At 42.0% G+C, this 20024-nt stretch carries 17 protein-coding genes; 12 read left to right on the forward strand and 5 right to left on the reverse strand.

What is annotated here, in order from left to right:
* Nucleotides 1–23: 23 nt before the first annotated feature.
* From ACMHKH_RS00680 to ACMHKH_RS00695, 4 genes are all read right to left on the reverse strand, one after another.
* Nucleotides 24–836, reverse strand: coding sequence for a MipA/OmpV family protein (locus ACMHKH_RS00680; protein ID WP_413518758.1), 813 nt, complete (start codon nucleotides 834–836; stop codon nucleotides 24–26).
* Between the two features lie 99 nt (nucleotides 837–935).
* Nucleotides 936–1976 (reverse strand): rhomboid family intramembrane serine protease, encoded by a 1041-nt coding sequence (locus ACMHKH_RS00685; RefSeq protein ID WP_413518759.1) that lies wholly within the window; start codon nucleotides 1974–1976, stop codon nucleotides 936–938.
* A 120-nt stretch (nucleotides 1977–2096) separates the two neighbouring features.
* Nucleotides 2097–3284, reverse strand: coding sequence for an L-lactate dehydrogenase (locus ACMHKH_RS00690; RefSeq protein ID WP_413518760.1), 1188 nt, complete (start codon nucleotides 3282–3284; stop codon nucleotides 2097–2099).
* A 27-nt stretch (nucleotides 3285–3311) separates the two neighbouring features.
* Nucleotides 3312–3626 carry a glutaredoxin family protein gene (locus ACMHKH_RS00695; protein WP_413518761.1) on the reverse strand — a complete coding sequence of 105 codons (315 nt, stop codon included), beginning with the start codon at nucleotides 3624–3626 and terminating at the stop codon, nucleotides 3312–3314.
* Nucleotides 3627–3852: 226 nt separating this feature from the next.
* On the opposite strand from ACMHKH_RS00695, the gene mtgA reads away from it, so the two are divergent.
* The 5 genes from mtgA to ACMHKH_RS00720 all read left to right on the forward strand — a co-directional run bounded on the left by mtgA (nucleotide 3853) and on the right by ACMHKH_RS00720 (nucleotide 8409).
* A complete protein-coding gene (gene mtgA / locus ACMHKH_RS00700; RefSeq protein ID WP_413518762.1) occupies nucleotides 3853–4539 on the forward strand; it encodes a monofunctional biosynthetic peptidoglycan transglycosylase in 687 nt (228 codons plus the stop codon).
* 163 nt (nucleotides 4540–4702) lie between these two features.
* Nucleotides 4703–6988 carry a polyphosphate kinase 1 gene (gene ppk1 / locus ACMHKH_RS00705; protein ID WP_413518763.1) on the forward strand — a complete coding sequence of 762 codons (2286 nt, stop codon included), beginning with the start codon at nucleotides 4703–4705 and terminating at the stop codon, nucleotides 6986–6988.
* Between the two features lie 299 nt (nucleotides 6989–7287).
* The gene (locus tag ACMHKH_RS00710) at nucleotides 7288–7458 is read left to right on the forward strand and encodes a hypothetical protein (RefSeq protein ID WP_413518764.1); all 171 of its coding nucleotides are present in this window, start codon (nucleotides 7288–7290) and stop codon (nucleotides 7456–7458) included.
* 46 nt (nucleotides 7459–7504) lie between these two features.
* Nucleotides 7505–7786, forward strand: a complete 282-nt coding sequence (locus ACMHKH_RS00715) for a hypothetical protein (RefSeq protein WP_413518765.1) — start codon at nucleotides 7505–7507, stop codon at nucleotides 7784–7786.
* Between the two features lie 86 nt (nucleotides 7787–7872).
* Nucleotides 7873–8409 carry a hypothetical protein gene (locus ACMHKH_RS00720; protein WP_413518766.1) on the forward strand — a complete coding sequence of 179 codons (537 nt, stop codon included), beginning with the start codon at nucleotides 7873–7875 and terminating at the stop codon, nucleotides 8407–8409.
* A 129-nt stretch (nucleotides 8410–8538) separates the two neighbouring features.
* Here the strand turns inward: ACMHKH_RS00720 and ACMHKH_RS00725 are convergent, their stop codons facing one another.
* Nucleotides 8539–9336, reverse strand: coding sequence for a tRNA-(ms[2]io[6]A)-hydroxylase (locus ACMHKH_RS00725; protein ID WP_413518767.1), 798 nt, complete (start codon nucleotides 9334–9336; stop codon nucleotides 8539–8541).
* A 644-nt stretch (nucleotides 9337–9980) separates the two neighbouring features.
* Here ACMHKH_RS00725 and ACMHKH_RS00730 point away from each other — a divergent pair.
* The 7 genes from ACMHKH_RS00730 to ACMHKH_RS00760 all read left to right on the forward strand — a co-directional run bounded on the left by ACMHKH_RS00730 (nucleotide 9981) and on the right by ACMHKH_RS00760 (nucleotide 19966).
* Nucleotides 9981–12191 (forward strand): malate synthase G, encoded by a 2211-nt coding sequence (locus tag ACMHKH_RS00730; RefSeq protein WP_413518768.1) that lies wholly within the window; start codon nucleotides 9981–9983, stop codon nucleotides 12189–12191.
* Between the two features lie 520 nt (nucleotides 12192–12711).
* Nucleotides 12712–13788 carry a porin gene (locus ACMHKH_RS00735; RefSeq protein WP_413518769.1) on the forward strand — a complete coding sequence of 359 codons (1077 nt, stop codon included), beginning with the start codon at nucleotides 12712–12714 and terminating at the stop codon, nucleotides 13786–13788.
* A gap of 212 nt (nucleotides 13789–14000) precedes the next feature.
* The gene (locus tag ACMHKH_RS00740) at nucleotides 14001–15635 is read left to right on the forward strand and encodes a CTP synthase (protein WP_413518770.1); all 1635 of its coding nucleotides are present in this window, start codon (nucleotides 14001–14003) and stop codon (nucleotides 15633–15635) included.
* 160 nt (nucleotides 15636–15795) lie between these two features.
* On the forward strand, nucleotides 15796–16671 hold the full coding sequence (kdsA, locus tag ACMHKH_RS00745; RefSeq protein WP_413518771.1) for a 3-deoxy-8-phosphooctulonate synthase: 876 nt from the start codon (nucleotides 15796–15798) through the stop codon (nucleotides 16669–16671).
* A gap of 45 nt (nucleotides 16672–16716) precedes the next feature.
* Nucleotides 16717–16971: a cation transporter gene (locus ACMHKH_RS00750; RefSeq protein WP_413518772.1), complete on the forward strand. Its 255-nt coding sequence runs from the start codon at nucleotides 16717–16719 to the stop codon at nucleotides 16969–16971.
* 141 nt (nucleotides 16972–17112) lie between these two features.
* Nucleotides 17113–17337: a heavy-metal-associated domain-containing protein gene (locus ACMHKH_RS00755; RefSeq protein WP_413518773.1), complete on the forward strand. Its 225-nt coding sequence runs from the start codon at nucleotides 17113–17115 to the stop codon at nucleotides 17335–17337.
* A gap of 256 nt (nucleotides 17338–17593) precedes the next feature.
* Entirely contained in the window at nucleotides 17594–19966 is a 2373-nt protein-coding gene (locus tag ACMHKH_RS00760; protein ID WP_413518774.1) for a heavy metal translocating P-type ATPase, read from the forward strand.
* Nucleotides 19967–20024: the final 58 nt, after the last annotated feature.

Here is a 20024-nt window from a genome sequence, read left to right on the forward strand (position 1 = left end):
TTTTATCTAAAATTTAAACTTAATTAAAACTTATACAACAACCCAAGCGTTGTCGTTGAGTCAGTACGTGAGTCAACCATTGGACTGTCATATTGCTCAGCTGGTAGGTAACTTAAGCTCTGATTGGCAAAGCCTGCCCAGCGCTCGTTAAAGTCATAGTTGGCACTAATATTGATGTACGGATTTAAACTTGAGTTGGCAGTATAAGCGGCAACGCCTGTTTTCGCCGATTCTTTAGCACTGACGCCATAATAGTATTCGTTGTAGTCAGCATCATGATATTCAAAGCCGACGCTTGGATAGACGGTGAGTTTGTCTTTAGTGATTTTACCAAGATAGCTTAAGCGGGCAATATTACCGCCGCTACGATCTAAGACATCAGTGGCATATTGCGCGCGAAAGCCACCAACTGGGGTAATGCGCATATAGCTTAAGCCTGCAGCAGCAGAGGCTTTACGCTCATCCAAACCTTTTAGTGCGCCAGTGGCGTCATCAGGATCAAATGAATTACCAGCAAGCTGTGCATAAACAGACAGCTGATTAGCACCATCATTGATGATATAAGCACCCGCTTGGGCACCGCGTGCATAGACTCTATTATTGTCATAAAACACCCCTGGCAATACCTTTAGCTCATAACTGTCTTCCAAATCATAAGCAGAGTTGACCGCCATGGCATTGACGCCGACGCTTAAGACGGCGTCTTTGTCAGTCGGTAAGTTTTTATTAAACAGTCCTGCATTTGACATGCTAGCGGCTGTAAGCATGGCAGTCGCCGTTAATGTGCTAAGCAAAGCACGCTTAAAAGCAGGAGATAACGCTGATGATGTAGACATGATTTACTCTCATAAGTGGGTGAAACAAAGGGATGGAAATAATAAAACGCGTAAGCTTTTCTGCAAGTTAAAATCAATTAAAAATAAAAGAAGTATAGGCTACATAGAGCTTTGCTCAATGGCATTTAGCACTTCTACCAATTGCTGATGGATATCTTGCCACCACCACATAAAGCCAAGACTGAGAAGTAACATTACTAGCCAAGGTAGTAATTGCCAAATAAGCGTAGATTTAGGCAATGCTTTTTCTTCGCTTAGAATCGGATAATTAGGGGTGATGTTAAGGTTTGAGTTTACACCAATATTATTATCGACATGACTCTCATTATGCAAGCTGGCATGATTTAAGTGAGCATCATTTAAGTCGGTACTGTCTAAGTTAATATGGTTAGCAAAATCAATCTCGCTAGTCACGGCAGTATTAATATAGGTGGTGTGGTATTTATCTTGTTGCTCATTTTGATACTGCGGTAAATAATTACTTTGATGAGTAGCAGTATTTTGTATAACTGCTGCCATGCGCTGACGATAGGCAATCGCAAACGCCAGTGCAATGATAAGACCGGTAATCGCGCCACCAATATGACCAGCATTGTCGATACCCGGTACGGCAAAACCATAGACCAAATTGATGACCATAATAAATATCAGGCTTTTAAGATTGAGCACCATGCCATTGACCGATATCTTAAATAGCGCGGCTATCAGTAATGCTGCGCCAATACCCATGATACCGCCCGATGCACCTGCCGATAGTCCGGCTTGTCCCGTGCCATCTACAATACCTTGCCATGTGACGTAATTATTGAGTAAGCTGCCACCGATTGCCGCGAGTAAAAATAGCGCTAAGAACTTAGCCGAGCCAAACATCGGCTCGGCAATTTGCCCAAAAAAATACATGGCAAAACCATTAAACAATAAATGCATCAGTCCGATATGCAAAAACGCACTGCTTACCAAGCGCCATGGTTCATTATCCATGGTAAAAGGTAGGGCGTTAGCACCCCATTTTACCAGCGCCTCAGTTGAGGGATTATTAGCATCGACACCAGTCAATACCTGTATGATAAATAGCCCGATAAAGCTGACTAATAATAGGGTGGTGATAGGTGCTGTCTTTAATAATTGTTGAATGGTCATAAAATCTAATTATCAATAAAAAATTATCAGTACAGTATAAAGGCTAGGGTTAGGGTATGTCATCTATAAGGCTGTTATGAATATTTAATAAAGGCTAATTTTCTAATGAGTATTAGCTTTTTAATGAGCATTGATTTTGAGACTCTCATAGGTGCCTTTGACCAAGATATCAGATGCAACTTTATTGATATCGGTATGACCACAGAATGCCATTGTCAAATCGCATTCTCTATGAATAATCTCAAGCGCACGGCGGACGCCATCTTCACCATAAGCGCCCAAACCATATAAAAATGCCCGTCCAATCATGGTGCCTTTTGCCCCAAGCGCCATGGCTTTTAGCACATCTTGACCGGAGCGAATACCGCTATCAAGCCATATTTCGATGTCGCTATTTTCGGCTTGTACCGCTTGTACGATATCACTGAGGGCGGAGATGGAGGAAAGCGCGCCGTCTAATTGACGGCCACCATGGTTTGAAACTACTAGCGCATCAGCGCCGCTACGAGCTGCCATAATGGCATCTTCAGGCTCCATGATACCTTTGATAATTAATTTACCACCCCACATGTCTTTGATGCGAGCAACATCATCCCAGCTTAGACGCGGATCAAACTGCTCTTCTGTCCAAGCAGTTAGTGAGGACAAATCATCGACACCTTTGGCATGACCGACGATATTGCCAAAGCTATGACGTTTGGTACCGAGCATATTCATGCACCATTGCGGCTTGGTCATCAGGTTAACGATATTAGCAAAGGTCGGTCGCGGCGGTGCAGACAAGCCATTTTTGATGTCTTTATGACGTTGACCCAGGACTTGCAAGTCAGCTGTTAAAATAAGCGCTGAGCAATTGGCGTCTTTTGCCCGTTGAATGAGATTGGCAACGTATTCATGGTCACGCATCACATATAGCTGAAACCAAAATGGCTTGCTGGTATGGGTGGCTACATCTTCGATAGAGCATATACTCATGGTCGATAGTGAAAACGGTACGCCAAATTTTTCGGCTGCCCGTGCGGCATGAATCTCGCCATCTGCCCACATCATGCCCGTAAATCCCGTTGGCGCGATAGCAACTGGCATTTTAACTTGCTCGCCAATCATTTGTGTTGCAAGGCTGCGATCGTCCATATCGACCAGCACGCGCTGACGTAGCTTGATACGATCAAAGTCAGTTTCATTACTGCGATAAGTTGTCTCAGTCCATGAGCCTGAATCGACATAATCATAAAACATACGTGGCACTTTGCGCTCAGCAACCCGTCGTAGATCTTCAATTTCGGTCATTTTCTTTAAATCTTTCATGAGCTTCTCGCTACTAAATGATTAATATTAGCCTATTAGCAATTGCTGTAAATCGAGTACTGAAAACGGATAATTTAAGCGCTTTGTCGGTGTCAAGATGACTGGAATAGTCGTCGCAAACTCCATTATCAGTGGCTCAGAAAAGTCAGCAATATCGACATACTCATAAGTAATGCGCTGCACTGCTTGCAACTGTGTGATTAGCTGTTCAGCGATGTCACATAAATGACAGCCTGAAGTACCGAGCAACCACCATTTAGCTATATTTTCAGCAGAACCAAGCTCAGGCTTTTCTGTAATCATACGGGCGCGTAATGTGCTGATATTATTATTCTCGTACATAGCTGCTCTCTTATGTTAATCGTTAATACAAAACTTACAGATCCAACGTTCATTTTTGCTGAATTTTTTACGTGTACTCTGTGACATGATAAAGAAGTGGGGTAAATAATGACAGCGATTGTGAGATTAGGTAAGATGACTGCTATTTATAATTGCTAACCTATATTGATAGGCTAAGCGCTCCTTACTTTTTCTAACTATCTATTCAATCACTCGGACAACACGCATGACAAGTTTTGGCAAATTTATCAAACGACTGTTACTGGCACTTATCGTGTTGGTCGTCGCATTCCATGTGTTGGTCGCAGGGCTGCTATTAATTTGGAAAACGCAGCCGATTAATAACAGCATGTTTATGCTCACCCATCGTTTGACGGGCGGCGATGTTAGCCAAACTTGGGTTGAATACGATGCCATTGCTAAGTCTGCCAAACAAGCAGCGATAGTTAGTGAGGATTCAACCTTTAGTCAGCATAATGGCTTTGATATGAAAGGTATTAAGGCGGCACAGAAAAAGAATGAAGCGACTGGCAAGATGTCAGCAGGCGGCTCAACGATCACCCAACAATTGGCTAAAAATTTATTTTTAACCTCACATCGCTCTTATACTCGTAAAGCCGAAGAGGCTATTCTCACCATCATGATTGAAACGTTGTGGGATAAGCAGCGAATTTTGACCGCTTATTTGAATGTGGCAGAGTTTGGTAGGGGTATTTATGGTGTTGAAGCGGCAGCGCAGTACTATTTTGATAAATCAGCTGCTAATCTCAATCGTGACCAGTCAGCCTTATTGATTGCCATGCTAACCAATCCAAAATACTATGAAAGTCATCAAAGCGATAAACGCCTGCGTAATAAACAACGTATCATCAAAAAACGTATGAAAAATGCTGTATTGCCGCAATCTGCTTAGTTATAGCTATATTTAATACTGATACAGTTAATATAAGACAGTATCAACACGACACAGCCTCGTTTTTAAAATAACAGTAATAGAAAGTATGGTATAAAAGTAATGACAGAATAAGATTGATGTAAAAATAATGGCAGCTTAATAACGGTAAAGGAGTGATAACGTGGCAGAGATAGATAATAAGCACAATAGTGGTAATAAGATGACTGATATTATTGATGCAAATGATCATGTTAATAGAAAGAGCGGTGCAGGCAACGCAGACCGCACCGTTGATAATAGCAACTCTCCTACCGATGACAGCCTTAACCATTTAAATAGCAAAGAGAGCTTCACCGAGGTTGACTGGCAACGTTCAGAAGACGGCAATTATTCACCAAGCAGCTATATTAATCGCGACTTGTCTCTATTGCAGTTTCATCTGCGGGTCTTGGCACAAGCGGCAGATCCACGCCATCCTTTGCTTGAGCGTCTATTCTTCTTGATGATTTTTTCATCCAATATCGACGAGTTTTTTGAGATTCGCGTTGCTGGTATCATGCAAAAGCTCAATTTGGGTGACGTATCGACCAGTGTTCATGGTATGCGCCCAAGCGAAATTCTGAATGAAATATCAGTAGTGACTCATGATGCTATCGCTGAGCAATATCGTATTTTGAATGAAGATATATTGCCGGCATTGGCGCTTGAGGATATTCGCTACCTAAAACGCGATGAGCTAAACGCTGAACAATCAGCATGGATGAAGCGCTATTTTATTGAGCAAGTATCACCAGTATTGACGCCTATTAGTATTGATCCTGCGCATCCATTCCCGCGCTTGGTGAATAAGAGCTTAAACTTTATAGCGACTTTAGAAGGCAAGGATGCCTTTGGTCGCGATATCAATTTGGCTATCGTCCCTGCGCCGCGTAGCTTGCCGCGTGTTATCCGTCTACCTGATGAATTAACTGGCGGCAAAGAGCACCACGTGATGCTCTCAGCGATCATCCATGAGCATATCGGTGAGCTATTCCCCGGAGTCAATGTTACCGGTTGTCATCAATTTAGGCTCACACGTAATGCTGACTTAGATTTGGCAGATGATGTTGAAGATATCGCTAAGGCACTTGAAGGTGAGCTTGAAAATCGCCGCTTTGGTGATAAGGTGCGGCTTGAAGTCACTACTGAATGCCCGACGCCGATTAGTGATTATCTGCTTAATGAGTTTGAGCTGCATGACAACCAATTATACCGCGTCAACGGACCGGTTAACTTAACGCGATTGCTATTTGATTTTAATATACCAGAGCTGCGCTATAAGCCATTTACCCATATCGTGCCCAAGTCATTCCGCCGTGATTTTGATAAGTTTGATAAAACCACCAGTATGTTTGCTGCTATGCGTAAAGGCGATGTCTTAGTGCATCATCCTTTCCATGCGTTTTCACCGGTTGTGAATTTGTTATGGCAAGCTGCCAACGATCCAAAGGTTTTGGCTATTAAGCAAACGCTTTATCGTTCAGGTACCAATTCAGAGATTGTGCAAGCACTGGCTGCTGCTGCGCTTAATGGCAAAGAGGTCACAGCTGTTATTGAGCTCCGTGCGCGCTTTGATGAAGCGTCAAACATCGCAGTGGCTAATTATTTGCAAGAGGCAGGCGCGGTAGTGGTATATGGTATTGTTGGCTATAAAACCCATGCTAAGCTAATGCTTATCGTACGCCGTGAAGATGATAAAATCCGCCGTTATGTACACTTAGGCACAGGCAACTATCACGCAGCTAATGCTAAAGTTTATACGGATTATGGGCTATTCAGCGCTGATCCTGATATTTCTGAAGACGTTCATAAGATTTTTAATGAGCTTACCGGCATGGGTAAACCTGCAAATCTGAAAAAGTTATTGCATGCACCCTTTACTTTACACGATAAGTTGATGAATTTTATTGATGCCGAAATTGCTCATGTCAAAGCTGGCAAGCGCGGTCACATTATTATAAAAGTAAACGCTTTAACCGAGCGCCGTCTGATTGATAAATTATATGATGCATCACAAGCAGGGGTCAAAATTGAGCTTATTTTGCGCTCTATTTGCTGCTTGCGCCCGCAAGTAAAAGGGCTGTCTGAAAATATTACTGTACGTTCTGTTATTGGTCGCTTTTTGGAACACACCCGCATTTACTATTTCCATAATGATGGTAATGAGCGCTTGTATTGTGGCAGCGCTGATTGGATGGATCGTAACTTATTTCACCGTGTAGAGGTGGCGTTTCCAATTGAAGATAAAAGATTGTCCAAGCAGATTTATCAAGATGGACTGTTAAATTACCTTCAAGACAATACGCAATCGTGGACGCTGAGCGGTGATGGCAGTTGGCAGCAAAACCAGCCAGTAGCAGGAGAGGCGCCACACATCGCTCAAGAGTATTTGTTAAAGATGATTAATGGTGTAGGTGAGTCGGTATAGCTTAATAGCTGTCATTAGGCTGATTAGTTTCATCTACTATTTGATACTATCCACATCTTTGATCATCAGACATACCAAGCATAGAGACTGCTCTGTGCTTGGTTTTTTTATGCTTATCAACTTACTTTTTAGTTACAAACCGTCTAGTAAGCTCACACTTATTCACATATAGATACGGCAGCACACTGGTAAGTGTATGAAATTTTTACTTATACTTGGTTAAGTTAAGTATATAAACAGTCTGTCTATAAAAACCAGTCCCTATAAAATTACACCAATAAAAAAGTAGGAATTCAATCATGAGTCAAGTAAACAGCGATACCTCAGATATTCAAAAAGCCGCTGAGCAAACAGACAGTCAACAAATCGAGCAAAATCTACAAAATGGTAAGCCCGTTGATGTACCAGAGTCTTTAACCGAAAAAGAAAAAACGCCTTTTATTGATGATGAGCTGCGTACCGATAAATAATTAAAAGACCATCTAATAAAATACTTATAAACGCGAGGGATCCGCTATGTCACATGATAGTCAGATAGACAATATTCAAACTAACAATATGCGCCCAAATAATGAAGAGCCTGTATTAATTGATGATCCAGCAGCACTGCACCCAGACAATGCAGCAGACAGCTACGAAGGTCGCAAATACGAGCCTGAAATTGATGGACCACAGCAGAAGTCTCAAGAGACTGATGAGATATATGCTGATCCACGTAAAGAAGAAAACCTACCTGATGGCGGTAAGAATGTTGGCGATTTAAATGCTTATGATTTGTCACAAAAAGGCAATGAATAGTTTTTTTCTCATATTCACAAACTATCAGACTTTTAATACCGAACAATATAATAAGAAATTCTAACTAAAAACATAAGGATATGACAATGCAAACCAAAGACCCAGCGTTAACTAAAACGCCTATCGACGGTGATAACATCCATAATGCTAAGACACATGATGCTATGGCTGATAGTATCGTAGCCAGCACTCATGTAGCGCATCATGATGATAGGGCAGATAAAAGTACAGAGACGTTTCAAGAGACCGTTATTGGCACCAGATATGCGAGCGATGACGCTGAGCATCATGAGCATGGTGACCATACGCATGAAGGTATCCATCATAATAGCTATAATGTGATGTCGACTGATGACAGTATCGAAAATCATACTACTATTAATAAAGGAACGGCTACTTTTCAAGAAACTGTTGTGGGCTCGGAGCATGTCAATGATGGCGATCATCTTGCCCGTCAGCCAGATCGTCGCGATCAAGAGGGCAATGCTTTTGATGACGGTATCAATGAACATACCATTACTGAGAACGGTGCTAAAAGCGAAGGGATAAATGATTTAAATCGCTACGCAAATATTGATAACGCACAAACCCGCGTATTGAATCTTGAAGAAAAGGATTTTTAGTATCGGCTTGAAAGCTTAGGATAATTAAAAATAAGACATTTAAAAATAGAAAAAGGTGCGACAAGATATAACGTTTCATACGTTGCTTGCCGCACCTTTTTTTTGTTTATCCAGATTTTTTTCAATAAATTATAAAATAGCAGGCTCGCCGCTATGAAAGCGCAGCTCGCTATCTGGAGTTGCTATCAGCTCTGCTTCTACTTCTTTAAAGAATGCCACACGCTCATCGATGTTGTCAGCAGACAATGACTGCGCCAATGCCAAATAATCTTCAAAATGGCGACTTTCTGATTTTAATAAATAGCGATAGTATCTTGCCAAACGCGCGTCATCGATAACCTCAGCAAGTGCCGAAAAGCGCTCACAAGAGCGCGCTTCAATAAACGCCCCAATGATAAGCACATCTATCATGGCGGCAGGCTCATAGTTGCGTTTGTGTTTCAGCATACCTTTAGCATAGCGCCCAGCACTTAGATATTTCCACGCTTGACCACGCTCATGCATAATGCCTAGTACTTGCTCATAATGTAGCATTTCCTCACGTATCAGCTGTGCCAATTTACGCTGCAAATCATAGGAGAACTCATAGCGAAAAATGAGATTCATCGCGGTACCGGCGGCTTTTTTTTCACAATTGGCATGGTCTTGAATAATCAGCGGTAAATTATCAATGGCAGCATTAACCCAAGCTTGTGAGGTTCGCGCGCCCAAGAAATTATAAATAGGCGATAAATCTACCTTTAACGGCGGACTAAGCTGAGCAATATCGACACTGTCTTCATTACTGCTACTTTCACTACTAATGTCATTATCACTAACTTCTAATGCCGCATTTATGACAGCACTATCTTTTGCAGCAGTATGAGATTTAGAAGGGGAGTTAGGATTTTTTTTAGATAGCGATGGGTCTTGAGAGTTTATAGTCATAGTTTGCTTGGGCTTTATTGGCGAGTGAATGAATAAGTTATAAAAAGAGTGACTGTTAATGCAATAAATTTATTTAAATTAATCAACCTGCTTTGCTATGATAGATAACTGTTACGCATAAATGGATGCTGTAATGATTACTTACAGTTTATACTTACCGTTAAGTTGATAGACACAAACAATAGAGTTTTCGCTGCTAGTGCTGATGGCTTATAGAGTATCATTTATATACAGCCTAAGCATTTAGTTACTAAATGAGGTTTCCTTGTTTATTCTATTGTTTGATAGTAGGATAATATTTTGCTTTTAGAATATTTTGTCTTATTATTGCGTGTCTGCTGATAGTAGGCAGTCACTATTATATCAACTATCCATAGCGTCTCAAAATCTAAGGTTTGTCGCTCGTCTTTGCTGAAGACCTATCTAGATAGTATCTGATAATAAAACGTTAAACACCGCTCAACACCGTTAAAAAATGATGACCAATGTAATGTAGCAACAGATTTACATGGTTTGTCGCTTATGGTCGAATATTTACTACTTTGAATACTGTTTTATAGACCCTTGTGCATGACTGTCTCCATGGATAGGGTATGTTTTAGCAGCGCAGTACCAAAATCTCACAAATAGATAAGGATAACAGTATGAGCCAGTCTTCTAATGCCAATCGCGTTCAGAAAGGCATTCTTGCCATCGATCAGCAGCTGTTCGATTTTATTGAAAATGAAGTGCTGCCGAAAGTCGGTATTGATTCAGACGGTTATTGGTCAGGTTTTGAAAAGGTCATTAAAGAGTTTACGCCGCGTAATAAAGCGTTGCTTGCAACGCGCGCTGAGCTTCAAGGACAGATTGATCAATGGCATCTGGACCATCCTGCCAAAAATGGTGAGATTGACTATCCGGCGTACAAAGCATTTTTACAAGAAATTGGCTATCTCTTACCAGAAGGCGAAGCATTCAGCGTCAGTACAGAAAATGTCGATGACGAGATTGCGGTGATTGCAGGACCGCAGTTGGTGGTACCTGTACGTAACGCCCGCTATGCGTTGAACGCCAATAATGCGCGTTGGGGCAGTTTATACGATGCTTTATACGGCACCAATGTTATCAGTGATAAAAATGGTCAAGAGGCGAAAGGCGGCTATAATCCGACACGTGGTGCAGCGGTTGTTGCTTATGCCAAAAATTTCTTAGATAAAAGCTTTGCCCTAGCGTCAGGCTCTTATAGCGATGTAACAGGTTTTAAAGTCGTCGATGGTAAGCTTGAGATTGCGCAAGGCGATAGCAGCACACAATTAAAAGATGCTGCACAGTTCGTAGGTTTCGTAGGCGACGCGAGCAGTCCGAGTGCTATATTATTGAAGAACAATAACCTCCATGCTGAGATTCAAATTGATGGTAACCATCCAATCGGTAAAGATGATCCTGCCAGTATCAAAGACGTCTTATTAGAATCAGCGGTTACTGCAATTCAAGATTTTGAAGATTCAATCGCTGCGGTCGATGCTGAAGAAAAGGTTGAAGCGTATCGCAACTGGTTTGGCTTAATGAACGGCGATTTGCAAGAAACCTTCGAGAAGGGCGGTAAAACTCGCACCCGTAAACAAAATCCTGATCGTGAATATACCACCCCAGAGGGTGATATTTTAACCTTGCCAGGTCGCTCATTATTGCTCATCCGTAACGTCGGTCATTTGATGCAAAATCCAGCAATTATGGTCGATTTGGGTAATGGTGCTGAGCAAATCTTTGAAGGTCTGATGGATGCACTTATTACGCCTTTATTATCATTAAATGATTTAAAAGGTAAAACCGAGCTATCTAACTCACGTAAAGGCTCAATGTATATCGTTAAACCAAAAATGCATGGTCCTGACGAAGTCAAAATGGCGAATGACTTATTTAACGCCTCAGAAGATTTGTTAGGTTTAGAGCGTAATACCATCAAAATCGGTATTATGGACGAAGAACGCCGTATGACAGTCAACTTAAAAGAAGCCATTCGCCAAGCGAAAGAGCGTGTGATTTTTATTAATACTGGCTTTTTAGATCGTACCGGTGATGAGATGCACACCAGTATGAATGCCGGTCCATTTGTCCGTAAAGGCGATATGAAGTCGCAAACGTGGCTACCTGCTTATGAGCAGTGGAACGTCGATATCGGTCTTGAGACGGGTCTACAAGGTCATGCGCAGATTGGTAAAGGCATGTGGGCAAAACCTGACGAGATGAAAGAGATGATGGACACCAAGATTGCCCATCCACAGGCAGGGGCCAATACCGCCTGGGTGCCGTCACCAACGGGTGCAACTCTGCATAGTATGCATTATCATCAAGTCAATGTTGCTGAAGTTCAAGACCGTCTAAAGTCACGTGAGCGTGCTAGCATCGATGATATCTTGACCATTCCATTGGCAAAAGACACCAATTGGACTGAAGAAGAAAAACAGCAAGAGATTGATAACAATGCTCAGGGTATCTTAGGTTATGTAGTACGCTGGGTAAACCAAGGCGTTGGTTGCTCTAAAGTACCTGATATCAATGATGTCGGCTTAATGGAAGATCGTGCAACGCTACGTATTTCAAGTCAACATCTCGCTAACTGGTTGCATCACGGCGTCGTTAGTGAGCAGCAAGTGATGGATGCTATGAAACGTATGGCAAAAATTGTCGATGAGCAAAACGCTGGTGATGCCGATTATCAGCCAATGGCAACGGACCTTGACAACTCTTATGCCTTTAAAGCTGCCTGTGATTTAGTATTTAAAGGTCGCGAGCAGCCAAGTGGTTATACTGAGCCGTTATTGCATCAAGCACGTCTGGATCTAAAAGCCAGTATGACTTGCGAAAGCTAAAACAATACTAAACTTGGTAATCAGTCTACTTTGTGAGAAGTAGCTGACTGTCAAGTTTTAGCATAGCCGATTATCAATAATTTTAGTATTTCTGATTGTTTTTAGAAGCCTAACCCTTATTCGTTTTAAGCGAGTAAGGGTGTTTTTTTGTCTATATTTTTATCAACATCTATCCTATATAGAAAGGCGTTTTCTAAGATTTTCGCTATAAGAGCATCAAAAATATGTTGCAAATTATGTCAAAGTTGTTATGCTTGTAGCTGAAGTATGAGTTTGGTAACGTATGTTACGCAACAGAGCGATAAAGACCAACGTTTACATGGCAGTTACGATTTTAATCCAAGTTATGTAAGTCATGGTTTTTTTCATCTTACGGTAATAGAACTTCGCCACACTTGTTTCTGACTAATCTCGGTAGCCAGTTACACATTATATCTTTGAGGATTTGTGACGATACCATTTTGGGCACCGGCTAATAATAGCTCGCTCATTACTAAAATTGTAAAGTGGAGATACCCCCATGAAAAAACTACTTTTAGCTACAGCAATCGCTGCCCTATCTGTATCTGCAGCCAACGCAGCTCCAACTGTTTATGGTAAAGCTTTTTTAGCTATGGACTATGTTAATGCTGAGTTGGATGGTCCTACTGGCAACATGTATGATGAAGATACAGTAGAGATTAACTCTCATGCTTCACGTATCGGTCTTAAAGGTTCTGAAGCTATGACTGCTAATACTGATGTTATCTATCAGTTAGAGTATGGCACAAGCATCGATGGCGATAGTAATGGCTTTAAAAACCGTGATACTTTCCTAGGTGTTGTAAACAAGCAATTCGGTGAGTTCCGTGTTGGTAAAAACCAATCAAGCCTAGCTCGTATTGACAACGTTGTTGTGAACCAAGGTTATTTTGATAACCTAGGTCAGACTCAAAATGAGAAAGAAATTGTTTCAGCGTTGAACATGGCTGACAGTAACCGTATTCCAAGTTCAATCATTTGGACTGCGCCTAAATATAATAACTTACCATTAGAAATCTCTGCAATGTACAGCTCTGATGATGCCAATGGTAACGATAATGCAGGCTTTGGTGTTGCAGCACTATTTGACCAAGGTACTGGTTTCACTGCTGGTCTAGCTTATGACAAAGATCAAAACATCGCTGGTGATATCATCCGTGGTACTGCAACTGTAGATCTAGGCAAGTATATGGCAGCTCCAGTAAGATTGGGTGCGCTATATCAAGTTGCTGATTATGATGGCGGCCAGTCAAAAGAAAAAGGTTTCGTAATCAGTGGTGAAATGCCTCTAACGAACTTTGCCCGTCCAGCATCTGTCTATGCACAGTATAACAACACATCAAACCTAAATGGTTTTGACAACTCTGACTCAGATCAAATTGTTGTTGGTGGCAAATACATGTATAAAGACAACATCATTGCTCATCTTTATGCTGGTATGAACAAAGCTGATAATGTAGGCTATTCATACAACACTGGTACAAAAAATCCTGTTACTAACGAAGACATATTTGCTAGTACAAATGGCGATGCAGAAGTATTCGTAGTTGGTACTGGTCTAGAATACAAATTCTAATCTAATCATTAGAATCGTATTATAAAAAACTCATCCTTCGGGGTGAGTTTTTTTGTTATGGTCTTTTTAAAGGTTTAGTGAGCTATAATAGCTATACGTTTATAACAGACAAACGCTAAAAATGCAGAGTTTCAAAGAGTTTATGCTTTTGCCCTATATTTTTTGACGTATTTTTAGTAAAATCCTTCTTTACCAATTACCGACAGAGTACTATGACCAAGTTTATATTTGTGACCGGTGGGGTAGTGTCCTCACTAGGAAAAGGTATCACCGCTGCTTCTCTTGCTGCGGTCCTAGAAGCACGTGGCGTGACCGTCACAATGACCAAGATGGATCCGTATATCAACGTCGATCCAGGGACGATGAGCCCGTTCCAGCATGGCGAAGTATTCGTCACCGAAGATGGCGCCGAGACGGATTTGGACTTGGGCTATTATGAGCGCTTTTTACGCCATTCAAAAATGAGTAAAAGCAATAACTTTACCAGTGGTCGCATCTATCAGAACGTACTGAACAAAGAGCGCCGCGGCGAGTATTTGGGCGGTACGGTACAGGTTATTCCGCATATCACTGATGAGATTAAGAGTAAAATCCTTGCCAGTGGCGAAGGTTACGATATCGCGATTATCGAGATTGGTGGTACAGTAGGTGATATCGAGTCGCTACCATTTATGGAAGCAGTACGTCAAATGCAAGTAGAGCTTGGTCGCAATCGCGCCATCCTGATGCATTTAACACTGGTGCCGTATATTGCTAGTGCTGGCGAAACCAAAACCAAGCCAACACAGCATTCAGTCAAAGAGCTGCGTTCTATCGGTTTGCAGCCTGACATCTTGATCTGCCGCTCTGATCATCATATCTCACAAGATAACCGCCGCAAGATTGCACTATTCACCAACGTCGAAGAGCGTGCAGTTATCATGTGTGAAGATGCGCAAAGTATTTATCAAATACCGCGTACTCTACATGAGCAAGATCTTGATGATTTAATTTGTGAGCGTTTTGGGCTTGATGTGCCAGAAGCTGATTTAAGCGATTGGGACAAAGTAGTAGAAGCGCAGCTAAATCCTGAGTCGAGCGTGACGATAGCGATGGTTGGTAAGTATGTTGAGCTACCAGATGCTTATAAATCGATCAATGAAGCATTGCTGCATGCGGGTATCACTCATAAAGCCGATGTCAAGATTGATTATATCGATGCTGAGCGTTTAGAAGATGACGACAGCTTATTGGCACAGTTAAATAATGCCGATGCTATCTTAGTACCAGGTGGTTTTGGTGAGCGCGGCACGATGGGTAAAATCAAAGCCATTACCTATGCTCGCGAAAACAAGGTGCCTTATCTAGGCATCTGCTTAGGTATGCAGTTAGCAGTGATTGAATACGCGCGTAATGTGCTACATATCGATGCCAATTCTTCTGAGTTTGATCGCAAAACAGCTGAGCCTATTATTGGTCTGATTACCGAATGGTTAGATGAGCGCGGCGAATTGCAGATTCGTAGTGATGACTCAGACCTTGGCGGTACGATGCGTTTAGGCGCTCAGCAAGCGGAGCTGGTTGCTGGTAGTAAGCTTGCGCAAATCTATGGCGCTACCAATATCACTGAGCGTCATCGCCATCGCTATGAGATGAATAACCGCTATATCGAGCCATTAGAGCAAGCAGGGATGACCATATCAGGCTATTCAGCTAAGCAGCATTTGGTTGAGTCGGTAGAGATTAGCGACCATCCATGGTTTGTCGCGGTACAGTTCCATCCTGAATTTACTAGCTCACCACGTGGTGGTCATCCATTGTTTAATAGCTTTGTAAAAGCGGCAAAGAACTATAGTGAAGCGAAATAACTATTAATTTGTAATCGTTTTCGATATAAAAAAGACTAATCTACGGATTGGTCTTTTTTTATGGTTAATTTATTATTACGCTTATCTTCTTTTTTTAATGAGTCTATCGGTTACAATATAGGCTAGAGATATTGATAACAATAAACAGGATACTCGATTGATGGAAAACTTATTAACAGCACAATCACATATTCAACTGAATACTCCTAATAATAAAATCATAAATATTGGTAACGATCAGCCCTTTGTCTTATTTGGTGGCATGAATGTCTTAGAATCAAAAGAGATGGCATTTGAGATTGCTGAGCAATATGTTGATATTTGCCAGCGACTAGGTATTGGCTATGTGTTTAAAGCCAGCTTTGACAAGGCCAATCGTTCAAGTCTTACTTCGTATCGTGGTCCGGGACTAGAGAAGGGTATCGACTGGCTTGGACAAATCAAAGAAAAATTTCAAGTACCGATTATTACCGATGTGCACGAACCTTATCAAGCGGCACCAGTTGCCGAGGTTGCTGATATTATCCAACTGCCTGCGTTTTTATCGCGTCAGACAGATTTGGTCCACGCGATGGCAAAGACTGATGCCATTATTAATATCAAAAAAGCTCAGTTTTTAGCGCCGCATGAGATGCGTCATATCGTCAATAAATGCCTTGAGGGTGGTAACGATAAGCTTATTCTCTGTGAGCGTGGTAGTGCTTTTGGTTATAATAATTTGGTCGTCGATATGCTGGGTTTTGATACCATGAAGCAGATGGATATTCCGGTATTCTTCGATGTGACGCATAGCTTGCAGCAGCCGGGTGCGCGTAGTGACAGTGCAGGCGGACGCCGTGAGCAGATTACCACGCTTGCCCGTGCGGGTATGGCAACTGGATTGTCAGGACTATTTTTAGAAGCGCATCCAAATCCTGAGATAGCAAAATGTGATGGTCCTTGTGCGTTACGTATGAGCCAGTTAGAGCCGTTCTTACGTCAGCTTAAACAGCTCGATGAGTTGGTCAAAGGGTTTGATGTTTTAGATACTCATTAATGACAACTATTAAAGCAATGACATCAACAATATGGGAGCATAATGATGGCGATTAAAATTGCACAGGTAAGCATCGAAAATATCAATGATACTGAAGGGTTAGAGAGCGTGATGACAGCGCTAAAAAATATCACAGGTGTCACCGAAATTGAGCTAAATACCGATAGCCATACGGCGCTTGTACGTTATGATGATACTGATACCAGTATCCATGCGTTTACAGCGGCAATTAGCATGGTTGATTATGTCACCCAGCCTTTTCCGATCGATTCGCCGCAAAATCCACATTATGAGGATTAAATTTGGTTAGAAAGTTGATAACCAGATGTTGTTGTTATGAGCGCTAAAAAAATTTATATTAACTGAATACTGTCGTAATCAGTATGAGTAGAAAGAGAAAGAAGAAACCGTTTATTCATAAATAAAAGTAAGGAGCCTAACATGGCAAATCAAACACGTGTTATTAAAATTGATGGTATGACTTGTGGCGGATGCGTGGCAAGTGTTCATAATGCTACTGCCGATATCGATGGGTTAGACGACATCAGTATCGAGCTTGCTGATAATCAAGCAACCGTCACTTTTGATGACAGTAAAACCAGTGTAGAGACAATCGCTGCTGCCATTGATGAAGCGGGATTCGATGCCACGGTCGCTAACGCATAAATTAATTAAATTATAATAAAACCAGCTGCTATAGCTGGTTTTTTAATGGCTGATAGTTGTTATTAGTAGTAGCTAATTAGTTGCTGCGCTAAAGTAATGTTAAACTATATATAATTAGTATTCGTTATCAATATATTTTTAAGTATAATAAATAAGCTTATCATTGAAGAATAAAATAGCAGTAAATACTTTCCCTTTTTATCCAGCTTTTTTTCACATCCTATATTTTTTATAAATGCAATATCGAGTTTTATCTATGAATGATTCTACCCATACTGATACCATCAATCACAATCAAAATGCCTATGAGGTTGAGACTAATATTCAATCGAATACGCCGCTTGCTCCTGAGCTCGCGCATTTGCAATTAGCCATTCAGGGTATGACCTGTCAGGCTTGTGCGTCTCGAATTGAGAAGGTACTGAATAAAAAGCCGTCGGTATATGAGGTCAGTGTGAACTTTGCAGGCGAGACCGCCAATGTCGATTATGATCCGACACAGACGACACCAGAGCAAGTAACGGAATGGGTCAACAAAACAGGTTTTGTTGCTAACTTACAGGCAGCTGATAGTTTGTTTGAGCAGACGGATGAGCATACAAGCACCCAGTATCCATGGCGCTTGATTGGATTATGGATTTTTTTGCTACCGTTTTTGGTAGGTATGGCAGGCATGGTTGTCGGTCAGGGTATGACGTGGATGCCACCGATTTGGATACAGTTTATCCTAGCGACGGTTGTCCAATTTGGTTTTGCATTGCCGTTTTATAAGAGCGCTTGGGCATCTATTAAAGGCGGTCTGGCTAATATGGACGTACTGGTCGTCATTGGTACGGTGACTATTTGGGCATATTCTACTTATCTATGGCTGACGCATGGCGATGGGACGTTAAATAGCTTATTGCAAAGTGGTCATGCGGATGGTCACGGCGTTCATAATGGTCCTGCAGTATATTTTGAAGCAGGTGTGATGGTTATTGCTTTTGTGCGTACGGGAAAATATCTTGAAGAGCGTACCAAAAAGCACAGTTTAAATAGTATTGATTTATTATTATCATTGACACCAGATGAAGTTGAGCAGCAGCAGCCAAATGGTGACTTTCATAATGTTGCGCTTAAAGAGGTGCAAGTAGGTGATATCTTGCGCGCTAAGCAAGGCAGCCGTGTTGCGACTGATGGAATCGTTACCGATGGTGCAAGCTGGTGTGTAGAGAGTCATTTAACCGGTGAATCCGTACCGCTCAAAAAAGAAGTAGGCGATGGATTATTAGCGGGTGCTTTGGTTGAAAATGGTAGCTTACTATACCGTGTAAAGGCCAAAGGCAGCGATACTAAGCTAGGAGATATGGTACAAGCGCTCAGCGACGCCCAAGGCTCAAAGGCTAATTTGGCGCGGCTTGCTGATAAAGTTACCGCTATTTTTGTGCCAGTCGTGGTGACGATTGCTTTGGTTACTTTTGCGCTAACATGGTGGCTGACGGGCATGGTTGATACGGCCTTGATGCATGCAGTATCTGTCTTGGTCATTGCTTGTCCGTGTGCGCTTGGCTTAGCGACGCCAGCCGCTATTATGGCAGGTATGGGCGTTGCAGCGCGTCACGGTGTTTGGTTTAAAGATGCGCAAAGCTTAGAGGCTGCAGGTAATATCGACACTGTCGTTTTAGATAAGACAGGCACATTAACGATTGGTAGACCGACTATCGTCGATGAAGTGATGGTCGATAAATCAATAGTGGTTGATGATGTTTTGCAGATAGCAGCCAGTGTTGAAGCCCATGCCAGCCACCCGCTCGCAACTGCTTTGGTCAATGCAGCAGCAGCGCGCGGTTTAGCTCTATTTAATGTGTCTGATATTAGCGTGATTAAAGGCGCAGGTATTCAAGCAACGATAGAAGGGCTAGGACTAATAAAGGTTGGTACTGCAGAGTTTGCAAACTTGAATTTGCCTAAGTTGATGCCAAAAGTATGGCAAATTGCTAGTACGGTTGCGATAAGTATTAACGATGAAGCATTAGGTGCTTTTGCGTTAGCAGATGACTTAAAAGCAGATACACCGCAGGCTATTACTGCGCTCCAAGATGCGGGTATTAATGTCATTTTGATGAGTGGTGACAAACAATCTGTCGTCGATCATGTCGCAGGGCAGCTGGGCATCGAGCAAGCTTATGGCAAAATGAGTCCACGTGACAAGGCAAGCCAAATTGCTCTACTGCAAACAGCGGGTCATAAAGTAGCTATGGCAGGGGATGGTGTCAATGATGCGCCAGCGATGGCAACTGCCGATGCCAGTTTTGCCATGTTTGAAGGTACTGACGTTGCTCAGCATAGTGCCTCTGCACGATTGATGGGTGAGTCGCTGATGCATATCGATGCGGCACAAAAAATTGCCAATGCGACCGTGCGCAATATTAAGCAAAACCTTTTCTTTGCTTTTATTTATAATTGCCTAGGTATTCCGCTCGCCGCTTTTGGTTTTTTAAACCCTATGATTGCTGCCGCTGCGATGGCGCTCAGCTCTATTTCAGTATTGATGAACGCACTGCGCTTAACCCGTTTTAAGACCAAGGTTGAGCTTGATAATACGGTGTCAGCCTCTCATCTTAAAGCGGAACGTGTAATAGAAACATAACAGCTATGTGGTGTTTGATAGCATAGGTACTGGCTTGGTAGCATAGCTATTGAATGGA

Origin of the sequence: Psychrobacter glacincola, from assembly GCF_965118485.1 — a bacterium.
Lineage (GTDB): Bacteria > Pseudomonadota > Gammaproteobacteria > Pseudomonadales > Moraxellaceae > Psychrobacter > Psychrobacter glacincola_D.